The sequence below is a fragment of the Clostridium paraputrificum AGR2156 genome (assembly GCF_000424025.1).
Taxonomy (GTDB): domain Bacteria; phylum Bacillota; class Clostridia; order Clostridiales; family Clostridiaceae; genus Clostridium; species Clostridium paraputrificum.
The window spans coordinates 19,129-42,657 of record NZ_AUJC01000010.1; the positions used below are offsets into that span (position 1 = coordinate 19,129).

Consider the following 23,529-nt stretch of genomic DNA (forward strand, 5'->3'; position numbering starts at 1 on the left):
TACTTTAATTTGAAATTTTCATTAATAATTCTCCAGTTTTAACTTGTTGTCCTTCTGAAACATATACTGCTTCTATTATACCTTCTATTGTTGCTACTATATTAGTTTCCATCTTCATAGCTTCAATTACAGCTAAGCTTTGACCCTCTTCAACTCTTTCTCCTTTTTTCACTAAAATTTTAATAATATTACCTGGTATACTTGCACCAACATCAGACTTATTATTTGAATCAGCCATTCTAAATTTACTGTCTTCTCCAAGAACACTTCTTACAGTTTGAGTTCTATCCTTAATTCTTATAGACCTTCTATATCCATTTATTTCGAAATCAACATTTCTATATCCATCTAAATCTATATTTCCTATTTGTACAAGCTTAACTATTATAGTTTTTCCTTCTCCTAAATCTATTTCGCTTACTTCTCCCTCTGCTAATCCATGTAAAAACACATCACTTCTAATCCTGCTTACATTACCAAACTCTTGAAGGAACTTTAAATATTCTTCATATACATCTGGATATAATGCATAACTTATTGCATCCCTATTAGTAGCTTTAATACTGAATCTCTTATTTATATGCCCTTTTATTCCTTGGAAATCTTCATCTTTTAATAACTCTCCCGGTCTTACATCAATAGGTTTCTCTCCTTTTAAAACTAGCTTTTGAAGATCCTTTGGAAATCCACCTTCTGGTTGTCCCATCATACCTTTAAAATAAGATACCACAGAATCTGGAAAAGCCATATTTTTAGCTTTATTATATACATTTTCAGGAGTGAGATCATTTTGAACCATAAATATAGCCATATCTCCAACCATCTTAGAAGATGGTGTAACCTTAATTATATCCCCAACCATTTCATTGACTCTCTTGTACATAAGCTTAACTTCTTTAAATCTATGACCTAATCCAAAGCTCTCTACTTGAGGTCTTAAATTAGAATACTGTCCTCCAGGTATTTCATATTTATATATTTCAGCACTTCCAGATTTTAAACCTGATTCAAACTTGCTATATATAGGTCTTATACCATCCCAATAATCTGAAAGCTTTTGAATATCATTCAAATCAATTCCAGTATCTCTATCTGTATTTTCTAAAGCTGCAACTATGGAATTTAATGCTGGTTGACTTGTTAGCCCTGACATACCATTGAAAGTAGTATCAACAATATCAACCCCAGCCTCTGCAGCCATTAGAACTGTAGCCACACCTGTTCCTGTTGTATCATGTGTATGAAGATGTATTGGTATTGATATTTCATTCTTCAATGCCTTTATCAATTTTCTAGCTGAATATGGTTTAAGTAGAGCAGACATATCTTTAATAGCAAGAATATGTGCTCCCACTTTCTCTATTTCTTTTGCCTTATTTACATAGTATTGTAATGAATACTTATCTCTATTAGTATCTAAAATATCTCCTGTATAACATAATGCTACTTCTGCTATTTTTCCGCAACTTAAAACCTCATCTAAAGAAACCTCTATACCTTTCAACCAATTTAAAGAGTCAAATATTCTAAATATATCTATACCACTTTTAGATGATTCCCTAATAAATTCCCTTATTACATTATCAGGATAATTCTTATAACCTACACAGTTAGCCCCTCTTATAAGCATTTGAAACATAACATTAGGAATTCTTTTTCTTAACTCATCTAACCTCTCCCATGGATCTTCCTTTAAAAATCTATATGCTGTATCAAATGTTGCTCCTCCCCACATTTCAAGAGAAAATAGGTCTTTCCCATAATCTGCTGTAGCTTTTGCTATACTTATCATATCTCTACTTCTAACTCTAGTTGCAACCAATGATTGCTGGGCATCTCTCATTGTAGTATCAGTTAATAAAAGCTTCTTTTGATCTTTTATCCACTTTATAACACCTTCAGCTCCCTGTTCATCAAGTATTTGTTTTGTCCCTATAAGAGTTTTTATATCTATTTTAGGTTGAGGAATTATAGGAAAATCATAATCCTTCTTTTCTCCCTTTGTTTCATTTACCACTTTCTCACCAATCATTCTAAGAACCCTTTGCTCTTCATTAGTTGTAGGTTCTATATTAAATAATTGAGGATTAGATGAAATAAAATTTGTGTCACACTCTCCATGTTGAAATATATCATTATTAAGAACATTAATAAGGAAATCTACATTTGTTTTTATTCCTGTTATGTTTAATTCTTTTATAGATCTAATAGACTTTCTTACTGCATCTTCAAAAGTTCTAGAAAATGATGTTATCTTCACTAACAAGCTATCATAATAAGGACTTACCACTGCCCCCTCAAATCCGTTACCACCATCAAGTCTTATACCAAATCCAGATCCTGTCCTATAAACATCCATCTTACCATTATCAGGAGAAAAGTTATTTGCAGGATCCTCTGTGGTTATTCTACATTGAATTGCATATCCTCTTGGCTTAATATCATCCTGACTCTTAATTCCAATTTCATCTGATGATAATTTAAATCCTTCTGCTATAAGTATTTGACTTTGTACTATATCAATACCAGTTGTTATTTCCGTTACGGTATGCTCTACTTGAATTCTTGGATTCATCTCTATAAAGTAGTGATTCCCATGTTTATCTACCAAGAATTCAATAGTTCCTGCACTTCTATAATTAACTACTTTAGCTATTTTAATTGCATCATTACATATCTCTTTTCTTTTTTCTACTGATAAAGATAAAGCGGGACTAAATTCTACAACCTTTTGATGTCTTCTTTGTATTGAACAATCCCTCTCATATAAATGTACTATATTGCCATAATCATCTCCTAGTATTTGTATTTCTATATGCTTAGGGCCCTCTATATACTTTTCAATAAATATATCATCTATACCAAAGGCCTTTTTAGCCTCACTTCTTGCACTAATATATGATGATATTAAATCCTCTTCCTTTTTAACTATCCTCATGCCTCTTCCGCCACCACCTGCAGCAGCTTTTAGTATTACTGGATATTCACACTTTCTAGCAAAACCCAAAGCCTCTTCTTCAGATGATATAGCTTTTTCTACCCCTGGAATCACTGGAACTCCTACACTTTTTGCTACCACCTTGGATTTTATCTTATCTCCTAGTTTATCCATCATTTCTGGCTTAGGTCCTATAAATCTAATACCTGCTTCTTCACACTTTCTTGCAAATTCAGGGTTTTCAGATAAAAAACCGTAACCTGGATGTATAGCATCTACATGCTTTTTTAATGCTAAGGAAATAATACCATCAATATCTAGGTAAGCCTCAACAGGTCCTTTATTTTTTCCGATTAAGTATGACTCATTTGCCTTAGTCCTAAATAATGAGCATTTATCCTCCTCTGAATATATAGCTACAGTTCTTATGCCTAATTCATGACATGCCCTAAAAATTCTTATTGCTATTTCCCCTCTGTTAGCCACTAAAACTTTTTTTATTATTCGCCCCAAGTTAACACAACTCCTTCTTTCTCACCTATATTACTATTTTATACAAATATGTAATATACTACAATGAGCTTTGTGCATAAAATAAAAAGAACTTTGAAATTTCAAAGTTCTTTTTATTTTATTAAAGTATTACTTTTACTTAATGCTTTTATAAATACCTCTACTATTTCCTTATCAAATTGAGTACCACTACACCTTCTTAACTCTTCCACTGCTTCCTTAAAACTCTTTCGTACATTATATGGTCTATTAGTTGTCATAGCATCAAAACTGTCAGCTATAGTAAGTATTCTTGCTAGATATGGAATTTCTTCTCCTTTTAAATTATTAGGATACCCTTTTCCATCATACCTTTCATGATGATATAAAATCAATGGTATAACATTTCTAAGTGCTTTAACTGGCTTTATTATCTTGATACCATTTTCAGGATGCTTTTTAAGCTGCATCCATTCATCATCTGAAAGTTTCATTTTCTTACAAAGTATATCTTCATCTATATTAATCTTCCCTATATCATGCATATAAGCACCATATATTAAAGTATCTCTATCACTTTTAGATAAATTCAATTCCTCCGCAATAGCCCTACAATATATAACTACTCTTTCAACATGTCCATATGTATATCTATCTTTAGCATTTATGATACTAATAAAAGTCTTTATTGATGTTACAAGCTCTATATCTTTCCCCTCAATATTTTTAGTTATTTCATCTAAAACTGAAGAATAGGATTCAACCCTATTCTTAGAAAAAAACTTTGCTCTGTACAATGCATCATCTGCACTTTTTATTAGTTCTAAATCATCCTTAGCTTTATCAGGATATACAGATACACCTATAGACACTGTTATTCTCCCATTCGGTTGATTCTCTTCTCCATAAAAATACGTAAGCTCAATTTCTTCACGCAATTTCTCTGCAACTTTTAAGCCTTCTTCTTCTGTTGTATTGGGTAATATAACAGCAAACTCTTCTCCCCCATACCTTGCTACTATATCACCTTCTCTTACCTTATCAGATATAAGCTTAGCTATACCTCTTAATATTTCATCTCCCTTTTGATGTCCATACAAATCATTATAATGCTTAAAATAATCAATATCTAAGAATATTAAAGATATCTTTTCTTCCTTACATTCACTTATCATTTTCTTTAAACTATCATAAAAAAATCTATGATTATACACTTCTGTTAAACCATCTTTATTTACTACCTCTTCTAGATGCTCTATATACTCCTGTTCTATCCTTACATATATCCCTAATATCCAAGCAGTTACAATAAAAATAGCTGATAAAATCAAATCTTTTTCAAAGTTGTTATTTACCTTATCGCTAAATCCAATAATTAAATCTATAACCAAGATTATAGCGGATGAAATTCCAGCTACACCTAGGCCTTTTTTCATACCATCTTGTATAGTTGCGGATATAATCAGGAATAAATACAAGAACTTATATTCGCTCTCATATCCTCCAAAAAATATAATTATAGCTGAAAATAAAATTATATATATCTCCATTTCATATTTCTTTAATATATTTATGTACCACTTATTAGAATTTGTAGAGATTGAACTAATCCATATTACATAAATAATAAGCAAAAATAGTAATGGTAAAATAACTATATTTAAGCTAAATACTTCATATGGATTTTCTTGCGAAATTGTATTTCTATCATATAAATACTTACATAATATAATTCCTAAAGATAATAATGATATTATCTTTATCATATCTATTATGTTTCTTAATTGAGTTTCTTTTGTATTTTTAACTTTATTCATCTTCTCATACCTCTAAACTTGTAATGAGACCTATTAAGGTCTCATTACGCTTAGTCTTGCTATTTGTCTCTTAAGCATTCTGGTTCTTCTGGTTGATAGAAATACCATGTACAAGCAGAAGTAGCAACTATTGAAGCTATGAAAGTTGATATTGCTGCTAAAGACATTAAAATTTTCTTTTTCATTTTATCACCTGCCTTTAATTTTATTTCCAATAGCTAATTCTTACCAAATAAATAATGAGCACTTTTAGTTAGCGAGAATACCTGCCAAATTATAGAAAAACACATACACAAACTGTATACTATGTATTTCTCTTCCCCACTTAAGTGGAATAATATAGTATTTAAAGTGATAATTATTAAATAGATAGTTAATATCACTATTGAAGCTTTTTTTAATTTCATTCTCTTTTCTTCTTTTTTTATAGGCTTGGCCAAACTGTCTATTGGTGCATATTTAAATATAATTATGTAAGACCAAATAAATATACATATTTCTATAAGTATCATAAGGCTTATAGAAATATCTATTTTTTTACTTATTAGCCCTATTCCTACACACATTACTGTTCCTATTGCTGTACACTTTCCAGGTGAATCTGCATGTACCCCGCCAGAGCTTTTCCTTAATAAACTTCCAGTAAAGGAAGCTATAAGTGCTTCTATTAGCACTCCAAAGATTAATCCGAACACTATCACTAACCCTATTGATATAAATATCTGGATTAATGAAAAAATCCCGTAATTAACTACAGCTTCTTTATCTTTCTCCAAGTCTAATTCTTTTGAAATAAAACTAGATAACCTCTTGCATAATTTCTCTACGCCAAGCATTTATATTCCCTCTTTTTCATATATAAATTATACAAATATATACATATAGCAAAAATTAACAAAGACGGTAATCCACATATAGTCTTTATTTTAATATTCTCAAACATAATGGTAATATCATTTTTAAAGATAATATTAAGTAAACCTACATTCAAAAATTCTGATCCAAATAATATTATAGTTGATAAAATTGATGCTTTTACAGTTTTAATAGGATCAATTTTGCAAACTCTTATTACTACAACACTTTGAAAAATTATATTTAAAATAGTATGTACCCCATAACCAATAGGAAGGTTTCTTATTAAAAATACACCTACATTGGATACTAAAATTGCTATTATAAAATCTCTTTTATGTATTTTTGTTCTTGAAAAAATATACGCTGCTAGAATAAATAGTACTAACTCTGGAATTCCTCTAAAAACGAATTCAAATAAAGTTATTCTCAACATTATATATTCACCTCCAGATACTTATCATTAGATTTTTTTATGGAATAAAAAATTACCAAGAAAACGAATACTCTTATAAATACATCTCCTACACTTAAGATGCTATATCCTAAGTCTATATAGTCAGTTAAAATTTTAAATTTAGAAGCACTACTACCTAAAACATGGATATCCTTTACAACATTAAAACTTTCTGGCTTTACATATCCAGTTATATATGAGATAGAAGGAAATACCGGCATGAACCCACCATTTGCTTTAATTGCTAAATCATTCAAAATTCCCCCACCAAATACGCAAGCAGCTCCTATCAATGCTATATTGTATATCTCATATTTAAATACTAAAAATAAATATGATGTAAGATATATAGTTTTTAAAAAGGATACTATTCTTAACATTTGATAGTTCTCATTAAAAATCATAACTTGTCCAATTATACTTATAATTTCTAAAACAACTATGGGATATATATGCCATGTTTTAAAAATAGGTTTTATATCAAGCTTTTTAATTTTTGCAAACAAAAAAGCTAGCAATATAGTTTCTAACATGCTTCTCCTACTTTCTAATGTACATCTAACTTAATTTTCTATTTTACCACTTTCATTTTATCACTTTATGTTTTTTTTTTTCTACAATTGTATCTATAAAATTCTTAATACCTTGGAATATATACTATTTATAATTTTCTAGACGTTAAAAAAAGACAACTATATTACATATAATTGTCTTTTTATAAAAACTAAATCTATAATTCTTTTCTAATAAATGTATTTTTTTCCACCTTAAATGGAACCTTTACCTTACATATCATTCCTGGATGTGGACATCCTTCTACTTTTTCTCCATCTCCATTATATAATTCACTTACAATAAATTCTTTTCCCATTTCTGTAGGAGATAAAACTTCAACCTTATCACCCTGTACGAATTTATTTCTTTGTCTACATGTAGCTATTCCTGTTTCTTCATCATAATCTAAAACAATTGCTACCACATCATAATCTCTAACATGGAAATTTGTATTATATATTAATCCTTCACTCTTTGGTTCATTAAAAAAGAATCCTGTATAATATTCCCTATGGCTTACTTTATATAATTCTTCTTTAATTTCTTTTGGAAGCTTATATTCTTCTGGATTTTCATAATATAAATCTATGGCTTTCCTATATGCATTTACAACTAAAGCTACATAATATTCACTTTTATTTCTTCCTTCTATTTTAAGAGATGAAATTCCAGCATTCATTAATTCAGGTATATGATCTATCATACACAAATCCTTTGAGTTCATTATATATGTTCCCTTAGAATCTTCTTCTATAGGGAAGTACTCATTTGGTCTCTTTTCTTCTACTAATGAATATTTCCATCTACAAGATTGTGCACAAGATCCCCTATTAGAATCTCTTCCAGTCATATAGCTTGAAAGTAGACATCTTCCAGAATAAGATATACACATAGCTCCATGAACAAACACTTCTAATTCTAATTTCTCAGATATATTTCCTCTTATATTCTCTATTTCCTCTAAGGAACACTCTCTTGCTAGTACAACACGTTCTGCTCCAAGTGTTTCCCACATGTTACAAGCTTCATAATTTATCGTATTAGCTTGTGTACTTATGTGTATAGGAAGATTTGTATGCTTTTTTACTACTGATAAAACACCTAAATCAGATACTAAAACTGCATCAATTCCTATTTCTTCAAGAGTTTTTAAATAAGGAATCATCTCTTTTATCTCTTCATTTCTAGGCATTACATTAATTGTACAATACATCTTTTTCCCTAATTCACGAGCTATTTTAACTCCTTCTCTCATATCATCAAAAGAAAAATTTTGTGCTGCTGCTCTTAAAGAAAACGCCCTACCTCCAAAGTAAACTGCATCTGCTCCATATTGAAATGCTATCTTTAACTTTTCTAAATTGCCTGCTGGTGCAAGTAGTTCAGGTTTTTTATATTTCATAATCATGTTTACCACCTTACATCTAATATCACTATATATGACCTTATCAAAATTATTATTTTTTATCAATATAAAATAATAATTATACTAGTATTTTTTTCTTTATATGCTGAATAGTTTTTTCCTCTCCATTTTCAGCTAACATTTTCAACAAATTTTCTAATAATCTTCTACTTTCAGGGTGAATTAAATAATTATCTTTTCTTTCTTCATAATATTCTAATGAACTACTGTCCTCATATTTTTCCTTCAAGTAATTTTTAGATGCACACATTCTATCCACAAACATTTCCACTACATACTTTGTTGGCATCTTCATTCCCATTAATCCATCTTCTTCCCTTATTCCATAGTCTATCCAATATTCAAAATGATGTTTATTTCTACCTTTATGATGAAGCCATGCTGGTGAACACCCTTCTTTTAGTTTTTGAATACCATTAGGACTTACATATCCCTTATAGTACTTTATTCCTGCTGAAAACTCTATCCAAGAATACTTTGATAAATCATGTAATAGCCCTTGTTTATACAAACCTAGTTTAAAGCAATATTTCATTACTAATAACTTATGTGCTGTTATTGTTTTAAAATGATTTATAAAATTCATCTCCGTCCCCCCTAACAATAAAAATATATCACTATTAAATAAAAAAGTGGAGTGAATATTTATTTTGGTTGTTCCATTACAAAGCTCTAAGTCATATAAAAAAAGAAAACTCTTAACAAGGTAAGAGCTTTCTAAAAAAATTATTCAAAATAGCATACTATTGGATCTCCAACCTTTATACTATTATATATTTTACTTGCTACATTATAGGGTAAGTTTATACACCCATGAGATCCATTATTTTTATATATACTTCCTCCAAAACTATTTCTCCAGGTCGCATCATGAAGACCTATACCACCATTGAATGGCATCCAGTATGCTACTGGTGATGCATAACCAGGACCTCTTAAAATTCTATCTCTTTCTTTAGATTTTAGCTTGTACACACCTTGTGGAGTTGCACATCCACTGCTCACATTACCTGTTACAATATCCCCTTCAGCAACTAGATCTCCATCTTTATAACACCATATATACTGTTTTGTTAAATTAACCTCTACATAGGTATTTCCAATATCGGAGCTTGTTCCATTTACTGTACTTTGGGTGATACTATATTCCTTTGTAACAGTCTGTCCATTCTTTATTGCAGAAACCACCTCGTCTACATATCCAGTATTATTAATTTTTCTACCATAATCGCCTCCAGAAACATTAACTATATTTCCTAAAGATGCCTTAAAACTTCTAGTTTTACCTACTGTATTATAACTAGAAGTTAAATTGTTTATATAGGATGTTATTTTAGTCTTGTCTAATCCAACATTATAACTTTCATCTAATGTTAGCCACTGACTTATTGTGTTTCCATCTATATATTGGCTTTTATCTAGAATCTTCAATGTTATCTTTGAAGATACATACTTATCCATTATAGCTTTAGCATCTATTACCTCTTTAGAATTGGAATTGTAATTAGGCTTTGTATAGCAACCTGCTTTCTCTAAATCTATTTCTTTTTTGTGATTATTTAGAGCATCACTTATACTTTTTACAAGGATTTCTTTATTTATATATTTACCGTTGTCCTCTGGAATAATATCATACTTATAATTACTATATACTAAATTAGGATTTTTAGGTTTTATCATATTTTCTTCCTTAAAGCATTTTAATTCATTTATCTTTTTTTCTAATAATTCTTCATCATATTTCAATAATTTTTCTACTTTATATTCTTCTTTAGAAAACAAAGAGCTTATCCACCCTAATGGATTTTGCTTATCTTTTATATCTTCAATTTTTTCTTCATTTATATCAAAATATAGCCCAATATCTTTCCCACTTATTGTTTCCTCAATTCCTCCTCTTTCTTTAATTGTTAAATAATAATTTTCACCATCTAATGAAAGGTCCCCTTTTACTTCATTTACAGTTTTTCCAGATATACTAATACTATTAATAGAAGCTCCAAAATAAAATCTATCTTTAAAATAGATTGCAAAAGCTAAATATAATATTACAGCAGTACCTAGTATTGTAAAAATCACCAACTTCCTTTTATTTTGCCTCTTTTTCTTACCATGCCCCTCCATGTACAAGACTCCTTAAATTGTTATATAAATATCATATAAAAACATTTATTTTATGCTACTTTATACTATGTTTTATTAGTAGATTTTAAAACATTTTTGCTTATTTTTTCATATTAAACTAAGTACATATTGGTATAATTCTTTGGATAACCTATACCTATATAAATTAATAAGGTGGTTATGCGTATGAAAAAGATATTAGTAGGTATTCTAAGCTTTTTATTAATATTTTCTAATATATATATAATTCCTAAAGCTAATGAAACTAATAATTATGAACGAACTATGAAACAAGATATATTAACTCTTATGATTGCATATCCAGAGTCAGTGCAAGGCGTTGTTAAAGAAAATGATAAGGTATATTGTGTTATGACCTCTGGGAAGAAAATCTTATATGATGATAAAAAAGAAAAAACACATGATGAAAAGTTAGCAAATGCTGATTTACAAGATACCTTAGAACAAATCTATCCATTAAACATAATAGAGAATATTATGGAGAAAAATTTTGAACCTGGAAGAATAAGAAATTATGAATTATTGAATGAGGTATATGGCTCTTCAAAAATTGCTATAGAAAAAAACTTAAAACCCTTAAAATATGGGTATACCAACTATCAATTTAATTCTAAAAACAATGCAAATATTTCTTTAGAAAAGGCTTTGAAAGAAGTTATTCCATTAGCACAGAGTAGAAATGATATTGGAGCAATATTATATCCTGCTAGTGGTACTTATAATTATAGAATAATATCTGGAACTGGTAGATTAAGTGCTCACTCTTACGGAATAGCAATAGATTTAAAAAGTGATCCTAGGGATTATTGGAAGTGGGCCTCACCTGAAAAAGGTAGATCCAGATTATTAGAGTATCCAAGGGAGCTTATTGAGGCATTTGAAAATAATAATTTTGTGTGGGGCGGTAAATGGGGCCACTTTGACATCTTACATTTTGAATATAGACCTGAAATAATAATAAAAGCTAAATATTTTAGTAATAGTGATTTAGATAAACCCTGGTTTCATGGTGTTCTTTCTAATGATGAACATATAAAAAAATGTATTGAACTAATAGATAATACACTTAAAGAGGGGGAATATTCATGAAGCACTTTGTAACAAAACTTATTATTTTTATATTACTATGCTCAACAATAATCACATACTTTCCCAAAACTATTAGTGCAGATACAGAGTCAATTAAAGATGAAATGAAAAAATATGTAGAAAATATATTTTTAATAAAAAGTAAATCTATATTAACTGAAGATTTAGATTCTATTCATTCTCTTTATGATACCAGTACTAGAAATGGACAATGGGCATATGAATACGAAGAAAGAAAAGTAAAATATATTAATAATTGGGCCCAAAAACAAGGCATAAAATTAACAAGTATTATACCTAAAATAGTATTTAGAAAAACAAATGTTGGAGAAAAGGTGTGTTCCTTCTATATACTATGTAATACTGAATATAATTATATATATCCTGATGAACCCCTTAAGGTAAATAGATGTAAAATTGGAACATATCATTCCTTCCAGCTTACTAAAAAGGATGGTGAATGGATAATTACAAAGGAATGGTATACAGACCCCTTTGCTGATTCACTACAATTAGAAAATATAAAAGTTGATTCAATCAAGGAATATATAAAATCTCAGCCGGCTAGAGACTTTTCTAATTTAGATAAGAGAAGAATATCAGCCATAGAATATGCAAAGAAGTACTGTGGTGCTGCTTCTACAGAAGATACAAAATTTAAATATAATAAAGATTATAGAGACTTTAATCCCGAAGGCGGAGACTGTGCTAACTTTGCTTCCCAAATACTTCATGAGGGTGGAAAGTTTAAGAAAAACGCCTCCTGGAATTATGATAAAGGAAGTCCTAGTGCCTCTTGGGTCAATGCAGATAAATTTACCTCTTATTGGCTTTACAGCGGAAGAGCTTCTCTAATTGCTAAAGGAAACTACGAAAAAGTCTACAAAGATTCTTATAAACTTCTTCCTGGTGACTTTGTAGCCTATGAAAAAAAAGGAGATATTACACATATTTCTGTTGTAAGTGGCGCAGATTCTAAAGGATATACTTTAGTAACATGTCACAATACAGATAGATGTGACGTTCCTTGGGACTTAGGTTGGAGTGATAAAAAAATGAAATTCTGGCTAATTAGAGTACATTTTTAAAATGAGCTGTATCAGTTTTTGATACAGCTCATTTTTTAACTTATTCTTCTTACACTTGTCTTCTTGCAGGCTATCTTCTTATATCCAACTAAGGATATAATTCCAAAAAATACTGTTATAGATATATACTGTACTAAAACCTTTAGCACAAACATTATGCTGATAAAACCAGCTAAGTTACTTGCCAAGAAAACTAATGTTATCTGAATCAATACAAGGATATTTACTATAAAATAGTACGCTATTACTTCAGTTAATATTATTTTACTTATTTCTTTATATGAATATCCTAAAAGTCTTAATTGTTCAAAATTTTCTTTTCTTCTATAAGCTTCAATAAAGAACTTATACATTATTGTAAAATTTAATATTACAACAACAAATATAAAACTCGCTAAAGCAAAGATATTTATTACACTATATTCTTGATACTGACCTATGACTACAATTGTAACTACTGCAGTTATTATATACATTAATACTAAGGATGTAGACCTTTTTATTGATGTATATAAGTTACTTATAATAATTAACTTTATCTTATCAGTTATAAAATTTTTATTTTTATAATCAGCTAAAGCGTTTGGAATTACATATCTTACTACTCCTTGAATACCAAAAATAGATGTTACTATAGCTGCTAACATTACAAATGCTATATCTTTCCTTGATACAGGCAATAAAAGTGAAATCAAAGGAATAAAATAAAAGATTATATATATATACATCTTCATTTTTGACCTTTTAACGTTAGGAATAAAGCTACTTTTCTTTTTTATTATTAATTCCTTAATTTTCTTTTTGTATATTTGTCCTGAATTTATTAGAAATACTACTAAACATTCTACAATTGTCATTATTATAGTTATTGCTAAAGATTGTGTACATACATAGGATGTTGGATTTTCTATATTAATCATTTGAAAAACTTTTCTCATAATAATTGGATTAATAATATATCCTAGAATACACCCAAGTAAAATAGCAACTAAACTCATTATAAGATTTCTCACTGAAATTATTATAAATATCTCAAATGTAGATTTTCCTGATAGTGTTATAACTCCATATTCTTTATACTTATCTTCTAAATAATATGAGTTTGCAAATATCATAAATAGTATTAATACACTTAAAACTACAACTCCTAATATCGATAAAATTGTATATTCATATGATCTTTGCGGAACAATCTCTTCATTATATATTATATTGAAGCTTACAAATATTATGGCTATAGACATAGTCATTGTTATCATATAAAAATAGTTTTCTTTTAAATCATTTTTTATTGTTAAAAAGATATACTTAAATACGCCCATAAGCTCCCCCTATAACATATCTATTAAATTTTGAGAATCTTTTGAAGTAATATCAACAATCTTATAGAAATATTCTTTTTGACTTTCTTCTCCTCTATTTAAAACCGCTTCCACTTTACCATCTCTAATGAAAATCAATTTTTTCGAGTAGCTTGCAATAATATTATCATGGGTAACCATAATAATGGTTATTCCTTCATCATTTAATTCTTTTAACATTTTCAATAACTCATGAGAATTTTTAGTATCTAAACTACCTGTTGGCTCATCAGCTATTATTATTCTAGGATTACTAACTAAAGCTCTTGCACATGCAATTCTTTGACTTTGTCCACCTGAACACTGTGCTGGATATTTATTTAACAACTGGGTTATTCCTAATTTACTTGAAATTTCATTAACTCGTTCTATAATTTCTTTTTTGGGCTTTGAAGCTAAAATTAATGGAATAGCTATATTTTCTTTTACAGTTAAATTATCTAAAAGATTAAAATCCTGAAAAATAAATCCTAGATTCTCATATCTAAATTTACTTAATTCCCTTTCCTTCATGGATTGCAAATTTTTTCCCTTAAAGAATATTTTTCCTCTTGATACTTCATCTATAGTAGAAATAACATTTATAAGTGTAGATTTTCCTGATCCAGATGGTCCCATAATACATGTAAAATCGCCTTCTTTCACAGTAATATCAATACCATTTAAAGCAATACATTCTTCTTTTCCTTCTCCGTATATCTTGTATAAGTTCTTACCAACTAACAAATTTTCTACTAATTCTTCACCCTCTTCTATCGTTACATCCTCATCAAATATTTTTATATCCATCTTATTTTCTATAAACTTAAATTCTTCAATACTTAATGACAACTTTAAAGTTATAAAGGACATTGGAGTAAAAACACCTGTTTTTTTCACCTTACATGGTAACCTATTAATATTAATAATCACTTTTTCATTATCTTTATAATAGGTAAATCTTTTTATATCTTTACCTTGCTTAAAATAAAATAATAATTCATCTTCTTCATTAGTAAATATTACGCTTCCTTTATTAGTCAACAGGATGCATATATTATTATATTCCCTTTTGTCATCATCGTTAGTTAAATGATTCATAAGTGAATTTACAATTATAGAGCTTATCACTTTATAAATTACCTTTTCTTCTTTCTCTAATACACTTTTAATTTCATTTGACATATTAATCACCTCACCATATTCCATATTATTATTGTACTTACTTTTTATGGGTAATACAATCTATTTTTATATTTATCGAAATAAATTTTTCACTGTATTCTATGCTAATAAATAAAAAAGATGATTAGTTTTTTACTAATCATCCATCTCAAAAAGTTTTACCTTTATTCTATTTACTATATCTTCAAACTCACTATTTAATAGCTCAAATCTTATATCTGCATAGGTTGGAATACCACCAATTCCATTTTCACCTACAACCTTCAATTTTTCACCAGTACAAATTGTCTTGTTATCCTTTTTCAAACATTTTATCTTTTTATTATCAACAATATCATATCCATTTACTTTCTCGTATATATCTATTCCAAATATTTTCTCATATGATTTGAAATCTATAACATTATCATTTTTATCAAAATAAGTATATGCATAAATATAATCTAATTTCCCAAACACCTTATTTTTCAAAACTAAATGGATCAATATCCTACCCTTATCTGTGAAAACAAGTTCTGAGTTTAATATATTGCTAGTATCATTAATATTCTTTATATCGACACTCACTTGTTCCTTTATATAAAATACTGCTTCTTCACTTTTAAAAATATACTTAGATAATAAGCTAGGTATAGAAAATTCTCTTACCTTTTCTCTAGCAGTATTAGTTAGAAAAAATATTCCTTCCCTACTATATAGATAAGAATTTTGAATTAATTCCTCTCTTAGCTTTTCTATATCCATGGTATATTTATATAAAATGTAATTTAAGGCTCCTATAGTATATGATTCTTCTGCATTCAAACCTCGTACTATATATTCTAATATAATCTTTTTCTTTTCCTTCTGAACTGGAATAGAAGTTAACCTTTCATTTTTAAAATAGTTTTTTAAAACTTCATTCCTATATTTTATTTCTCTTTCTTTTTGTTCGTCTAAATCACTATTAGTACTACTAATTAAATCTATTACTTTACTTTCTAACAACTCTGTATTTAATGAAAATACTACATAATACTGTTCTTTATTTGATTTAACTATGCCACACTCTTCAAGTTTCTTAAGATGAAAAGACACTGTAGACTGAGCTAACTCTAACCTTTGAGATAATAACTCCACATACATAGGTCCCTCAATCCTTAATGTATTTACTATTCTTAATCTAGACTTATCACCTAATGCTTTAAATAATTGAACACTATCCATCTCACACCATTCCAATTTATTCCTTACTTATACATTATCTTGTCTATATTCAGAAGGGCTTTTCCCAACATACTTTTTAAATTTCTTTGAAAAATGCTTTTCATTAGAATATCCAACTAATAAACTTACTTCATAAACTTTTATATTACTGTCTAATAAATAATTTTTAGCCTTATCGATTCTAACTTTATGTATGAAGTCTAAGAAGTTAACCCCAGTTTCCTGCTTAAATAACTTACTTAAATAAACTGGTGTTATAAATATTTCATCTGCTACCTTAGCTAAAGATAATTCAGTATCACTATAGTTTTTATCTATATATAAAATTACTGACTTAATCAGTTCATTATCAGTATGGAAACTTGTCTGCCTTTTAATTTCTTTTAAAAATCCATTAACTTCACACTTTATTTTATCTATAGTATTACACTTCAATATTCTCTCATATACTATTATCTTATTATAGTATTTTGACTTTATACTACTATTACCAAGGCACTTCTTGCATATAGTTCCTAATAATCTATTTGTAGCCTCTTGTATATGAATTTTACTTAAAGCTCCATTATTTATAAGAGAGGAATAAAATCTATCTACATTCTTATAAATTCCTTCCTCATCATTAGCTTTAAATGAATCTATTATGTCCTTAGTTTCATCTACAGGATAAAAATCTAATTCAGCCAAATAAGTTCTTACGTTTTTTGTACTTATTACTTGTCCATCTCCATAAATCATTTTAAATTCCAAAACTGATTTTGCTGATTTATATGATTTGGATAATTCGCTTAATGAATTGAATATTTTTCCTACAGCCATAGTTACAGAAGTATCAAAGTATATCTTAATCTTATCTTTTATTAGTTTACAATCATTTAGTATTTCATCATAGGTTATCCCCTCTTCAACACACACAACTAACAAAAGAACATTCTTATCTTTTACTACTTCATAATGCTTATAGCTTGAAAACTGTCTATATATATAATCCTTTAAGGTATCTAACGTCTCATTTAGTTTATTTGCTTCAAACTCATCATCAATATCTATAATTGTAGTTACTATTGGGGACTTTATAATATTAATGGTATATAATTTTATAATCTCCATTATTCCATTGAAATCATCAATGTTTCCATGAAGCATTTCTCTTAAAATACTTTCTTTAACTATAGGTATATTCTTTCTAAATACACTTATATTATCTTCATTATTTTTATCCTCTAAGTCTTTTTTCACTATTAATACTTCTTTAATAATATTAAGACTATTACATGGATTAAATAAAAAATATAATTTCTTACCACTATATCTTTCATTTATAACCTGGATATTATCATAGGAGCTTACAATAATAAATTCTGCATTTATTGAACTATTTCCTGTTTCATTTAATACATCTAAAATTTCTTCATAATAATTATTATTCAATATAATAATATCAGGATTATGAAATTTTATAGCTTTATATGCATCTTTAGTTACTACTTTATCACATACACTTAGATCATACTTTTTCCACTCTAAATGTATATAGTTATCCTCTTGTCTTTTAAAGCCTTCATCTACTATAAGTACTTTATACATTTTTATCCCCTCTATCTTAAGTACAAACCATCAATTACAAAATATTGATTTTAATTCTTATTATACCTTACTTTTGAGTAATATCATATATACTTCATTAAAAATGAATACCTTTTTGTATAATTTTGAGTACTTTAACAAATGATGTATCCATTATATAATTTAAATATAGTTAAGAGTTGATTGTTTATTATAAATACCCTATTATATTATCAACTCTACATACTTAATATTTGTGCCGAAATATTTTATAACTTAATATAGTTTTATATGCGGTTATAAGTACCCCCAAAAATAGGTAGGCTCCCCATTATTCCTACCTATTTTTTTGTTTTCTAAAATTAAAAAATCATATTGTAATATCGATTCATATCTCTCTCTAATTTTAATAAATCTAAATTTCTACCAACTCTTATATATTCTTTACCATCTATAAATAATAAGAATACAGGTACAGAAAATATCCCATATGATATAGCTATATCTAAATGTTCTTCTCCATTTATTTCACAAGCTTTTATATTAGGATACTTTTTTAATATATGTTCTATTTTAACTTTTATTACTTTGCAAGCTCCACATGAATTTCCAGAAAAATAAATAGCCACCATTCTATTAGAATCAATTAATTTCTTAATCTCATCTGCTGAATTAAATATATACAACTCAAACACCTCTATTTAATTTTAATTTTATCTTTAAGTTTTATTATTGCCTCATCCATTCTTTTTATTTGTGTCTCTTCTTTCTTTGCAGATGTTATCCACTGAATGTATTTTCTCTTATTAGAGTAAGATAAACTCTCATAAAATTCTTTTGCCTCCATATTATTATCTAATAAATTAGCAAACTCCTTAGGAAGTTCTACCACTCTCTCTTCTTTATCCTTCTTAATTTCTACTTCTATTATATCACCATAAGTTCTTTCTATTTTATTTCTTATTTCTTTGGTTATACCAATGATATAGCACGGTAATCCCATCTTCACTATTGATCCACTATATTCTTCACCATTAAATTTTGCTTTAACCTTTACTCTTTTAGCCCCAAACTCTTTTTCTACATCTATTGGAACCTCTATATATGTTGCATCTTTTCCTTCATGTTTTTTTATTTCAACATTAAACTTATATATTTTCATAATTTTCTCCTTACTTTTTAACAATGATATTATATCACCTAAATTTCTTTATTATCATAAGTTATTTATATATCGATTTTTAAGGAGTATTAATATTGGACAATTTAACTTTGTCTATAAATTCAATTTTCAAATCTTATAATCCTACTAAACCTAATGCTTTTGCTAATTTAGAAGGAGGAGTTTTAGCTCCAAATATACGGGGTAAGATTTTCTTATTTCAAGTAGAAAATGGAGTCTATATTCAAGCTTATATTACAGGTATACCTATGAAAAATTCTGAAGGAAAAGAAGTAAGGTTTCACGGATTTCACATTCATGAAAAAGGTGATTGTTGCCTTGGTGCAACTGATAATCCTTTCCCTTGCACAGGTGGCCATGATAACCCAACTAACTCTCCTCACCCTTTCCATGCAGGAGACCTTCCCCCTATATTATCATCTAATGGAATCGGTATATTATCTGTTTATACAAGTTATTTTTCAGTTAATGATGTTCTTGGAAAATCTTTTATATTACATGAAAATCCAGATGACCTAAAAAGTCAACCTGCAGGTAATTCTGGTAAAAAGTTAGCCTGTGGAATAATAAGACCCTATAAATAAGGGATATGCCATTTAGGCATATCCTCTATTTTATCTTCACTCTAATGAACTTTTTCTTCCCTATTTTAATTACATCATTATCACTTAACTTAAAATCTATATCATTTAATTTCTCTTGATTTACTCTTACTCCACCTTGTGCAATAAGTCGTTTAAATTCACTCTTGCTAGATATAATATTATTCTGCACTAATATAGGAATCAAATCCATTAATATATTACTTTCTGATTCTATCTCAGGTATATTATCTGGTATATCCTTTTTTCTAAATGCTAAGTCATAAAACTCAATAGCCTCTTTAACCTCTAATTCTGAATGATATAGGGCTGTTATTATCTTAGATAATTCAAATTTTATATCTCTTGGATTTTTACCTCTATCTAAATCTTTTTTTATTCTATCTATTTCATCTGGATGAACATCAGTTGCTAGTTCAAAATACTTTATAATTAAACTATCTGGAATTTCCATAACTTTTTTAAACATTATATTAGCAGGTTCATTCACTCCAATGTAATTCCCCAGACTTTTACTCATTTTTTCAACTCCATCTAATCCTTCTAATATAGGCATAAACATAGCAATCTGAGATTCTTGCCCCATATATTTTTGTAATGTTCTTCCCATTAAAATATTAAATGTTTGGTCAGTTCCTCCTAACTCTATATCAGCTTTTAATTCTACTGAATCATATGCTTGCATTAAAGGGTAAAAGAATTCATGAACACCTATTGGAATATTATTTTTGTATCTATTTTGAAAATCATCTCTCTCTAACATACGTGCAACTGTTATTGTAGATGCTAGTTCAATAACCTTATCAAAAGTTATTTTGCCTAACCATTCACTATTAAATCTTACTTCGGTTTTATCTACATCTAAAATCTTAAAAATCTGTTCCTTATAAGTTTGTGCATTTCTTTGAACTTCCTCTTCTGATAAAGCTTTTCTTCCCTTAGCTTTTCCTGTTGGATCTCCAATCTTTCCAGTAAAGTCACCAATTACAATTACAGCATTATGCCCTAAATCTTGCATTTGTTTTATCTTTCTAAGAACAACAGCATGACCTAAGTGTATATCTGGTGCACTAGGATCCAATCCTAATTTTATAGTTAACGATTCATTATTCCTGCTAGCTCTCTCTAATTTATTCATAAGCTCTTCCTCATTAACTATCTTGTCTACCCCCTTCTTTATAATCTTCATTTGCTCCTCGACTGTTTTAACCATTTTAAACTCTCCTTATATTAAAATTTTAATATAAGCAAAATCTATAAGACTTTGAAATGCTCTTTAAAGATAACTTTCAAATTAAGATAATAAATTAAAAGAAAATAAAAAAACTCCCATCCTTTATATCAAAAGGACGAGAGATTAAATCTTCGTGTTACCACCTTAAGTTTATAGACAACTTACATTGCCTACCTCTTCAAGTACTCCATATAATTGGTAATACTCTAGCACTATAACGTGTGCAGGGATCCGTCAACAGCCTACTAGATTAAATATCATTCGGTGTGAAGCTCAAAGATGTATTCATAATTAGTTTTTCTTGCACCTCTCATCATCCGGTTACTTTCTGTTAGAGTTCCTAATTACTACTTCTTCTTATCTTAGCTTTTCATATCTTATACTCCGAAATACATATAAAATGTAAATCTTCGTTATGCAAATATTAAGTTATAAATATTGTATTCCTCACTGCTCTTTTTGTCAACTACTAGAACAATACATTATACACCCCAATTATTGATATCTTTTAAAATTAGTGCTATAGTTTTTTTTAAAGTTAGGTGGTGATATTACATTATGAATATGCTTGAAAAAGTGTTGTCATTTTTTTATTTGACAGATTTATATAAATTAGTTTTGATATTTATGATTGGCTCCTTTATAGGATATATTGTTGAGATGTTATATTGTTATCTTAAGAATGGTCGTTTTGAAAGTAGAAAAGGAGTTATATATGGTCCCTTTAGCCCTGTTTATGGATTTGGTGCAATTGTTTTTACAATACTTTTATATAGACTAGAACATTTTAATGCTTTTATCATTTTTGTAGTAAGTGCTGTTGTAGGGGCTATATTTGAATACATTTGCTCCTTTGTACAAGAAAAAACTATAGGAACAATTTCTTGGCAGTATAATAAAACTCCTTTAAACTTAGGTGGTAGAACAAGTGGTTTATATGCTTTATATTGGGGAGTACTTGGATTAATTTTTTTAAGACATACTCTTCCATACATAGAAATAAAAATAGATGAAATTCCAACTGAACTTGCTATATTAATAGCATTTACTTTTGGAATATTTATAACTATTGATTTAATAATATCTGCTCTTGCAGTCAGAAGACAAAGTAGTCGTGCACATGGTAAAAAAACTAGGAATCATATTGATATCTTTTTGGACAAGCATTACCCTGATGAACGTTTAAAAAAGATATATCCTAATATGATTGTTATAAAAAAGAAGTAGAAGGTTATGGTAATTACCATAACCTTCTACTTTAATTAATTCTATTTTGAGTTTCAGCGTCAAAGAAATGAAGAGCTTCTGAATCTAATCCAAATACGTGCTTTTCTCCAACTTCATATTTATAATGTCCTGGTACTGTTATCACTAGATCTTTTCCACTATTAAGTTTTACAAATAAAGTTTTTTCTTTACCAAGGACTTCAATAACATCTATTATACCTTCAAACTGCTCCTCACATTCTCCACTTAAGAATCTTTCAGAACGAATTCCAAGGAATACCTCTTTTCCTTCATAAGCTTTTAAAGCTTTTCCATCTGCTTCATTTGGTGTAATTTTTATTATATTGTCTTCAGAAACAAACTGTCCTTTTACCACTTTTCCTTTTACCATATTAATAGTAGGTGATCCTATAAATCTTGCAACAAACATATTTTGAGGCTTTTCATAGAATTCAGTTGGCTTACCTACTTGTTGTATTTTACCATCATTCATAAGAACAATTTTTGTTGCCATTGTCATAGCTTCTACTTGGTCATGAGTAACGTAAATAGTTGTCGTTTCCATTTGCTTATGAATTCTAACAAGCTCTACTCTCATATGCTCTCTTAGCTTTGCATCTAGGTTAGAAAGTGGTTCATCCATTAAGAATACCTTTGGCTTTCTAACAATAGCTCTACCTAAGGCAACACGTTGTCTTTGTCCTCCTGATATATCAGATGGTTTGCAATGTAAATATTCTTCGATTTGTAGTAATCTTGCTGCTTCTGTTACACGATCATTTATAATATTTTTTCTTTCTTTTCTCATACTTAAAGAAAATGCCATATTATCATAAACAGTCATATGTGGATAAAGGGCGTAACTTTGGAATACCATCGCAATATCCCTATCCTTTGAAGCTACCTTATTTACTCTTTTATCATCAAATACTAAATCTCCCTCTGTAACAGAGTTTAATCCAGCTATCATACGTAGTAATGTAGTTTTACCACAACCTGAAGGCCCAAGTATTACACAAAAATCTTTATCTTCAATCTCTAAATTTATATTTCTTAATGTAAAATCTTCTCTACTTTCATACTTTTTACCTATATTGTTTAATGTTACCTTCATCGTTCACCTC

General features: G+C 28.4%; 21 protein-coding genes and 1 other annotated feature. Of the genes, 4 read left to right on the forward strand and 17 right to left on the reverse strand.

Annotated elements, in window-relative coordinates; all coding sequences use genetic code 11:
• Positions 1-4 precede the first annotated feature (4 nt).
• The 9 genes from G594_RS0111155 to G594_RS0111195 form a co-directional block, all read right to left on the reverse strand.
• The gene (locus G594_RS0111155; protein ID WP_027098658.1) at positions 5-3,451 is read right to left on the reverse strand and encodes a pyruvate carboxylase; all 3,447 of its coding nucleotides are present in this window, start codon (positions 3,449-3,451) and stop codon (positions 5-7) included.
• 113 nt (positions 3,452-3,564) lie between these two features.
• The gene (locus G594_RS0111160) at positions 3,565-5,247 is read right to left on the reverse strand and encodes a bifunctional diguanylate cyclase/phosphohydrolase (RefSeq protein WP_027098659.1); all 1,683 of its coding nucleotides are present in this window, start codon (positions 5,245-5,247) and stop codon (positions 3,565-3,567) included.
• A gap of 59 nt (positions 5,248-5,306) precedes the next feature.
• The gene (locus G594_RS18805) at positions 5,307-5,432 is read right to left on the reverse strand and encodes a cyclic lactone autoinducer peptide (RefSeq protein WP_034866511.1); all 126 of its coding nucleotides are present in this window, start codon (positions 5,430-5,432) and stop codon (positions 5,307-5,309) included.
• A gap of 33 nt (positions 5,433-5,465) precedes the next feature.
• Positions 5,466-6,083: an accessory gene regulator ArgB-like protein gene (locus G594_RS0111170; protein ID WP_027098660.1), complete on the reverse strand. Its 618-nt coding sequence runs from the start codon at positions 6,081-6,083 to the stop codon at positions 5,466-5,468.
• Entirely contained in the window at positions 6,071-6,538 is a 468-nt protein-coding gene (locus G594_RS0111175) for a hypothetical protein (RefSeq protein ID WP_027098661.1), read from the reverse strand. Before G594_RS0111175 ends, G594_RS0111170 begins: the two co-directional genes overlap by 13 nt.
• Entirely contained in the window at positions 6,538-7,092 is a 555-nt protein-coding gene (locus G594_RS0111180) for a DUF5317 family protein (protein ID WP_027098662.1), read from the reverse strand. Before G594_RS0111180 ends, G594_RS0111175 begins: the two co-directional genes overlap by 1 nt.
• Positions 7,093-7,289: 197 nt before the next feature.
• Entirely contained in the window at positions 7,290-8,522 is a 1,233-nt protein-coding gene (locus tag G594_RS0111185) for a peptidase U32 family protein (RefSeq protein ID WP_027098663.1), read from the reverse strand.
• A 76-nt stretch (positions 8,523-8,598) separates the two neighbouring features.
• A complete protein-coding gene (locus G594_RS0111190) occupies positions 8,599-9,126 on the reverse strand; it encodes a DUF5662 family protein (RefSeq protein WP_027098664.1) in 528 nt (175 codons plus the stop codon).
• Between the two features lie 140 nt (positions 9,127-9,266).
• Entirely contained in the window at positions 9,267-10,664 is a 1,398-nt protein-coding gene (locus G594_RS0111195; protein ID WP_027098665.1) for a L,D-transpeptidase family protein, read from the reverse strand.
• Positions 10,665-10,850: 186 nt separating this feature from the next.
• On the opposite strand from G594_RS0111195, the gene G594_RS0111200 reads away from it, so the two are divergent.
• Positions 10,851-11,774 (forward strand): M15 family metallopeptidase, encoded by a 924-nt coding sequence (locus G594_RS0111200; RefSeq protein WP_027098666.1) that lies wholly within the window; start codon positions 10,851-10,853, stop codon positions 11,772-11,774.
• Positions 11,771-12,862, forward strand: coding sequence for an amidase domain-containing protein (locus tag G594_RS0111205; protein ID WP_027098667.1), 1,092 nt, complete (start codon positions 11,771-11,773; stop codon positions 12,860-12,862). Before G594_RS0111200 ends, G594_RS0111205 begins: the two co-directional genes overlap by 4 nt.
• 35 nt (positions 12,863-12,897) lie before the next feature.
• Here the strand turns inward: G594_RS0111205 and G594_RS0111210 are convergent, their stop codons facing one another.
• The 6 genes from G594_RS0111210 to G594_RS0111235 form a co-directional block, all read right to left on the reverse strand.
• Positions 12,898-14,184, reverse strand: a complete 1,287-nt coding sequence (locus G594_RS0111210; protein WP_027098668.1) for an FtsX-like permease family protein — start codon at positions 14,182-14,184, stop codon at positions 12,898-12,900.
• 9 nt (positions 14,185-14,193) lie between these two features.
• Positions 14,194-15,012: an ABC transporter ATP-binding protein gene (locus G594_RS0111215; protein ID WP_081663688.1), complete on the reverse strand. Its 819-nt coding sequence runs from the start codon at positions 15,010-15,012 to the stop codon at positions 14,194-14,196.
• Positions 15,013-15,522: 510 nt separating this feature from the next.
• Complete coding sequence (locus G594_RS19650; RefSeq protein WP_051195984.1) at positions 15,523-16,593, reverse strand: metalloregulator ArsR/SmtB family transcription factor; 1,071 nt, start codon at positions 16,591-16,593, stop codon at positions 15,523-15,525.
• Positions 16,594-16,620: 27 nt separating this feature from the next.
• Positions 16,621-18,180 (reverse strand): helix-turn-helix domain-containing protein, encoded by a 1,560-nt coding sequence (locus G594_RS0111225; RefSeq protein ID WP_027098670.1) that lies wholly within the window; start codon positions 18,178-18,180, stop codon positions 16,621-16,623.
• 341 nt (positions 18,181-18,521) lie between these two features.
• Positions 18,522-18,845, reverse strand: a complete 324-nt coding sequence (locus G594_RS0111230; protein ID WP_034866516.1) for a thioredoxin family protein — start codon at positions 18,843-18,845, stop codon at positions 18,522-18,524.
• Positions 18,846-18,856: 11 nt separating this feature from the next.
• A complete protein-coding gene (locus G594_RS0111235) occupies positions 18,857-19,321 on the reverse strand; it encodes a YdeI/OmpD-associated family protein (protein WP_027098672.1) in 465 nt (154 codons plus the stop codon).
• Between the two features lie 95 nt (positions 19,322-19,416).
• On the opposite strand from G594_RS0111235, the gene G594_RS0111240 reads away from it, so the two are divergent.
• Entirely contained in the window at positions 19,417-19,926 is a 510-nt protein-coding gene (locus tag G594_RS0111240; protein WP_207734688.1) for a superoxide dismutase family protein, read from the forward strand.
• Positions 19,927-19,951: 25 nt separating this feature from the next.
• On the opposite strand, the gene tyrS is transcribed toward G594_RS0111240, so the two are convergent.
• Positions 19,952-21,157, reverse strand: coding sequence for a tyrosine--tRNA ligase (gene tyrS / locus G594_RS0111245; RefSeq protein ID WP_027098674.1), 1,206 nt, complete (start codon positions 21,155-21,157; stop codon positions 19,952-19,954).
• A gap of 129 nt (positions 21,158-21,286) precedes the next feature.
• Positions 21,287-21,551 (reverse strand) — a binding site (T-box leader).
• A gap of 185 nt (positions 21,552-21,736) precedes the next feature.
• Between tyrS and G594_RS0111250 the strand changes: the two genes are divergently transcribed.
• Positions 21,737-22,405 carry a putative ABC transporter permease gene (locus G594_RS0111250; protein ID WP_242829723.1) on the forward strand — a complete coding sequence of 223 codons (669 nt, stop codon included), beginning with the start codon at positions 21,737-21,739 and terminating at the stop codon, positions 22,403-22,405.
• A 31-nt stretch (positions 22,406-22,436) separates the two neighbouring features.
• Here the strand turns inward: G594_RS0111250 and G594_RS0111255 are convergent, their stop codons facing one another.
• A complete protein-coding gene (locus G594_RS0111255) occupies positions 22,437-23,519 on the reverse strand; it encodes an ABC transporter ATP-binding protein (RefSeq protein WP_027098676.1) in 1,083 nt (360 codons plus the stop codon).
• Between the last annotated feature and the right edge of the window lie 10 nt (positions 23,520-23,529).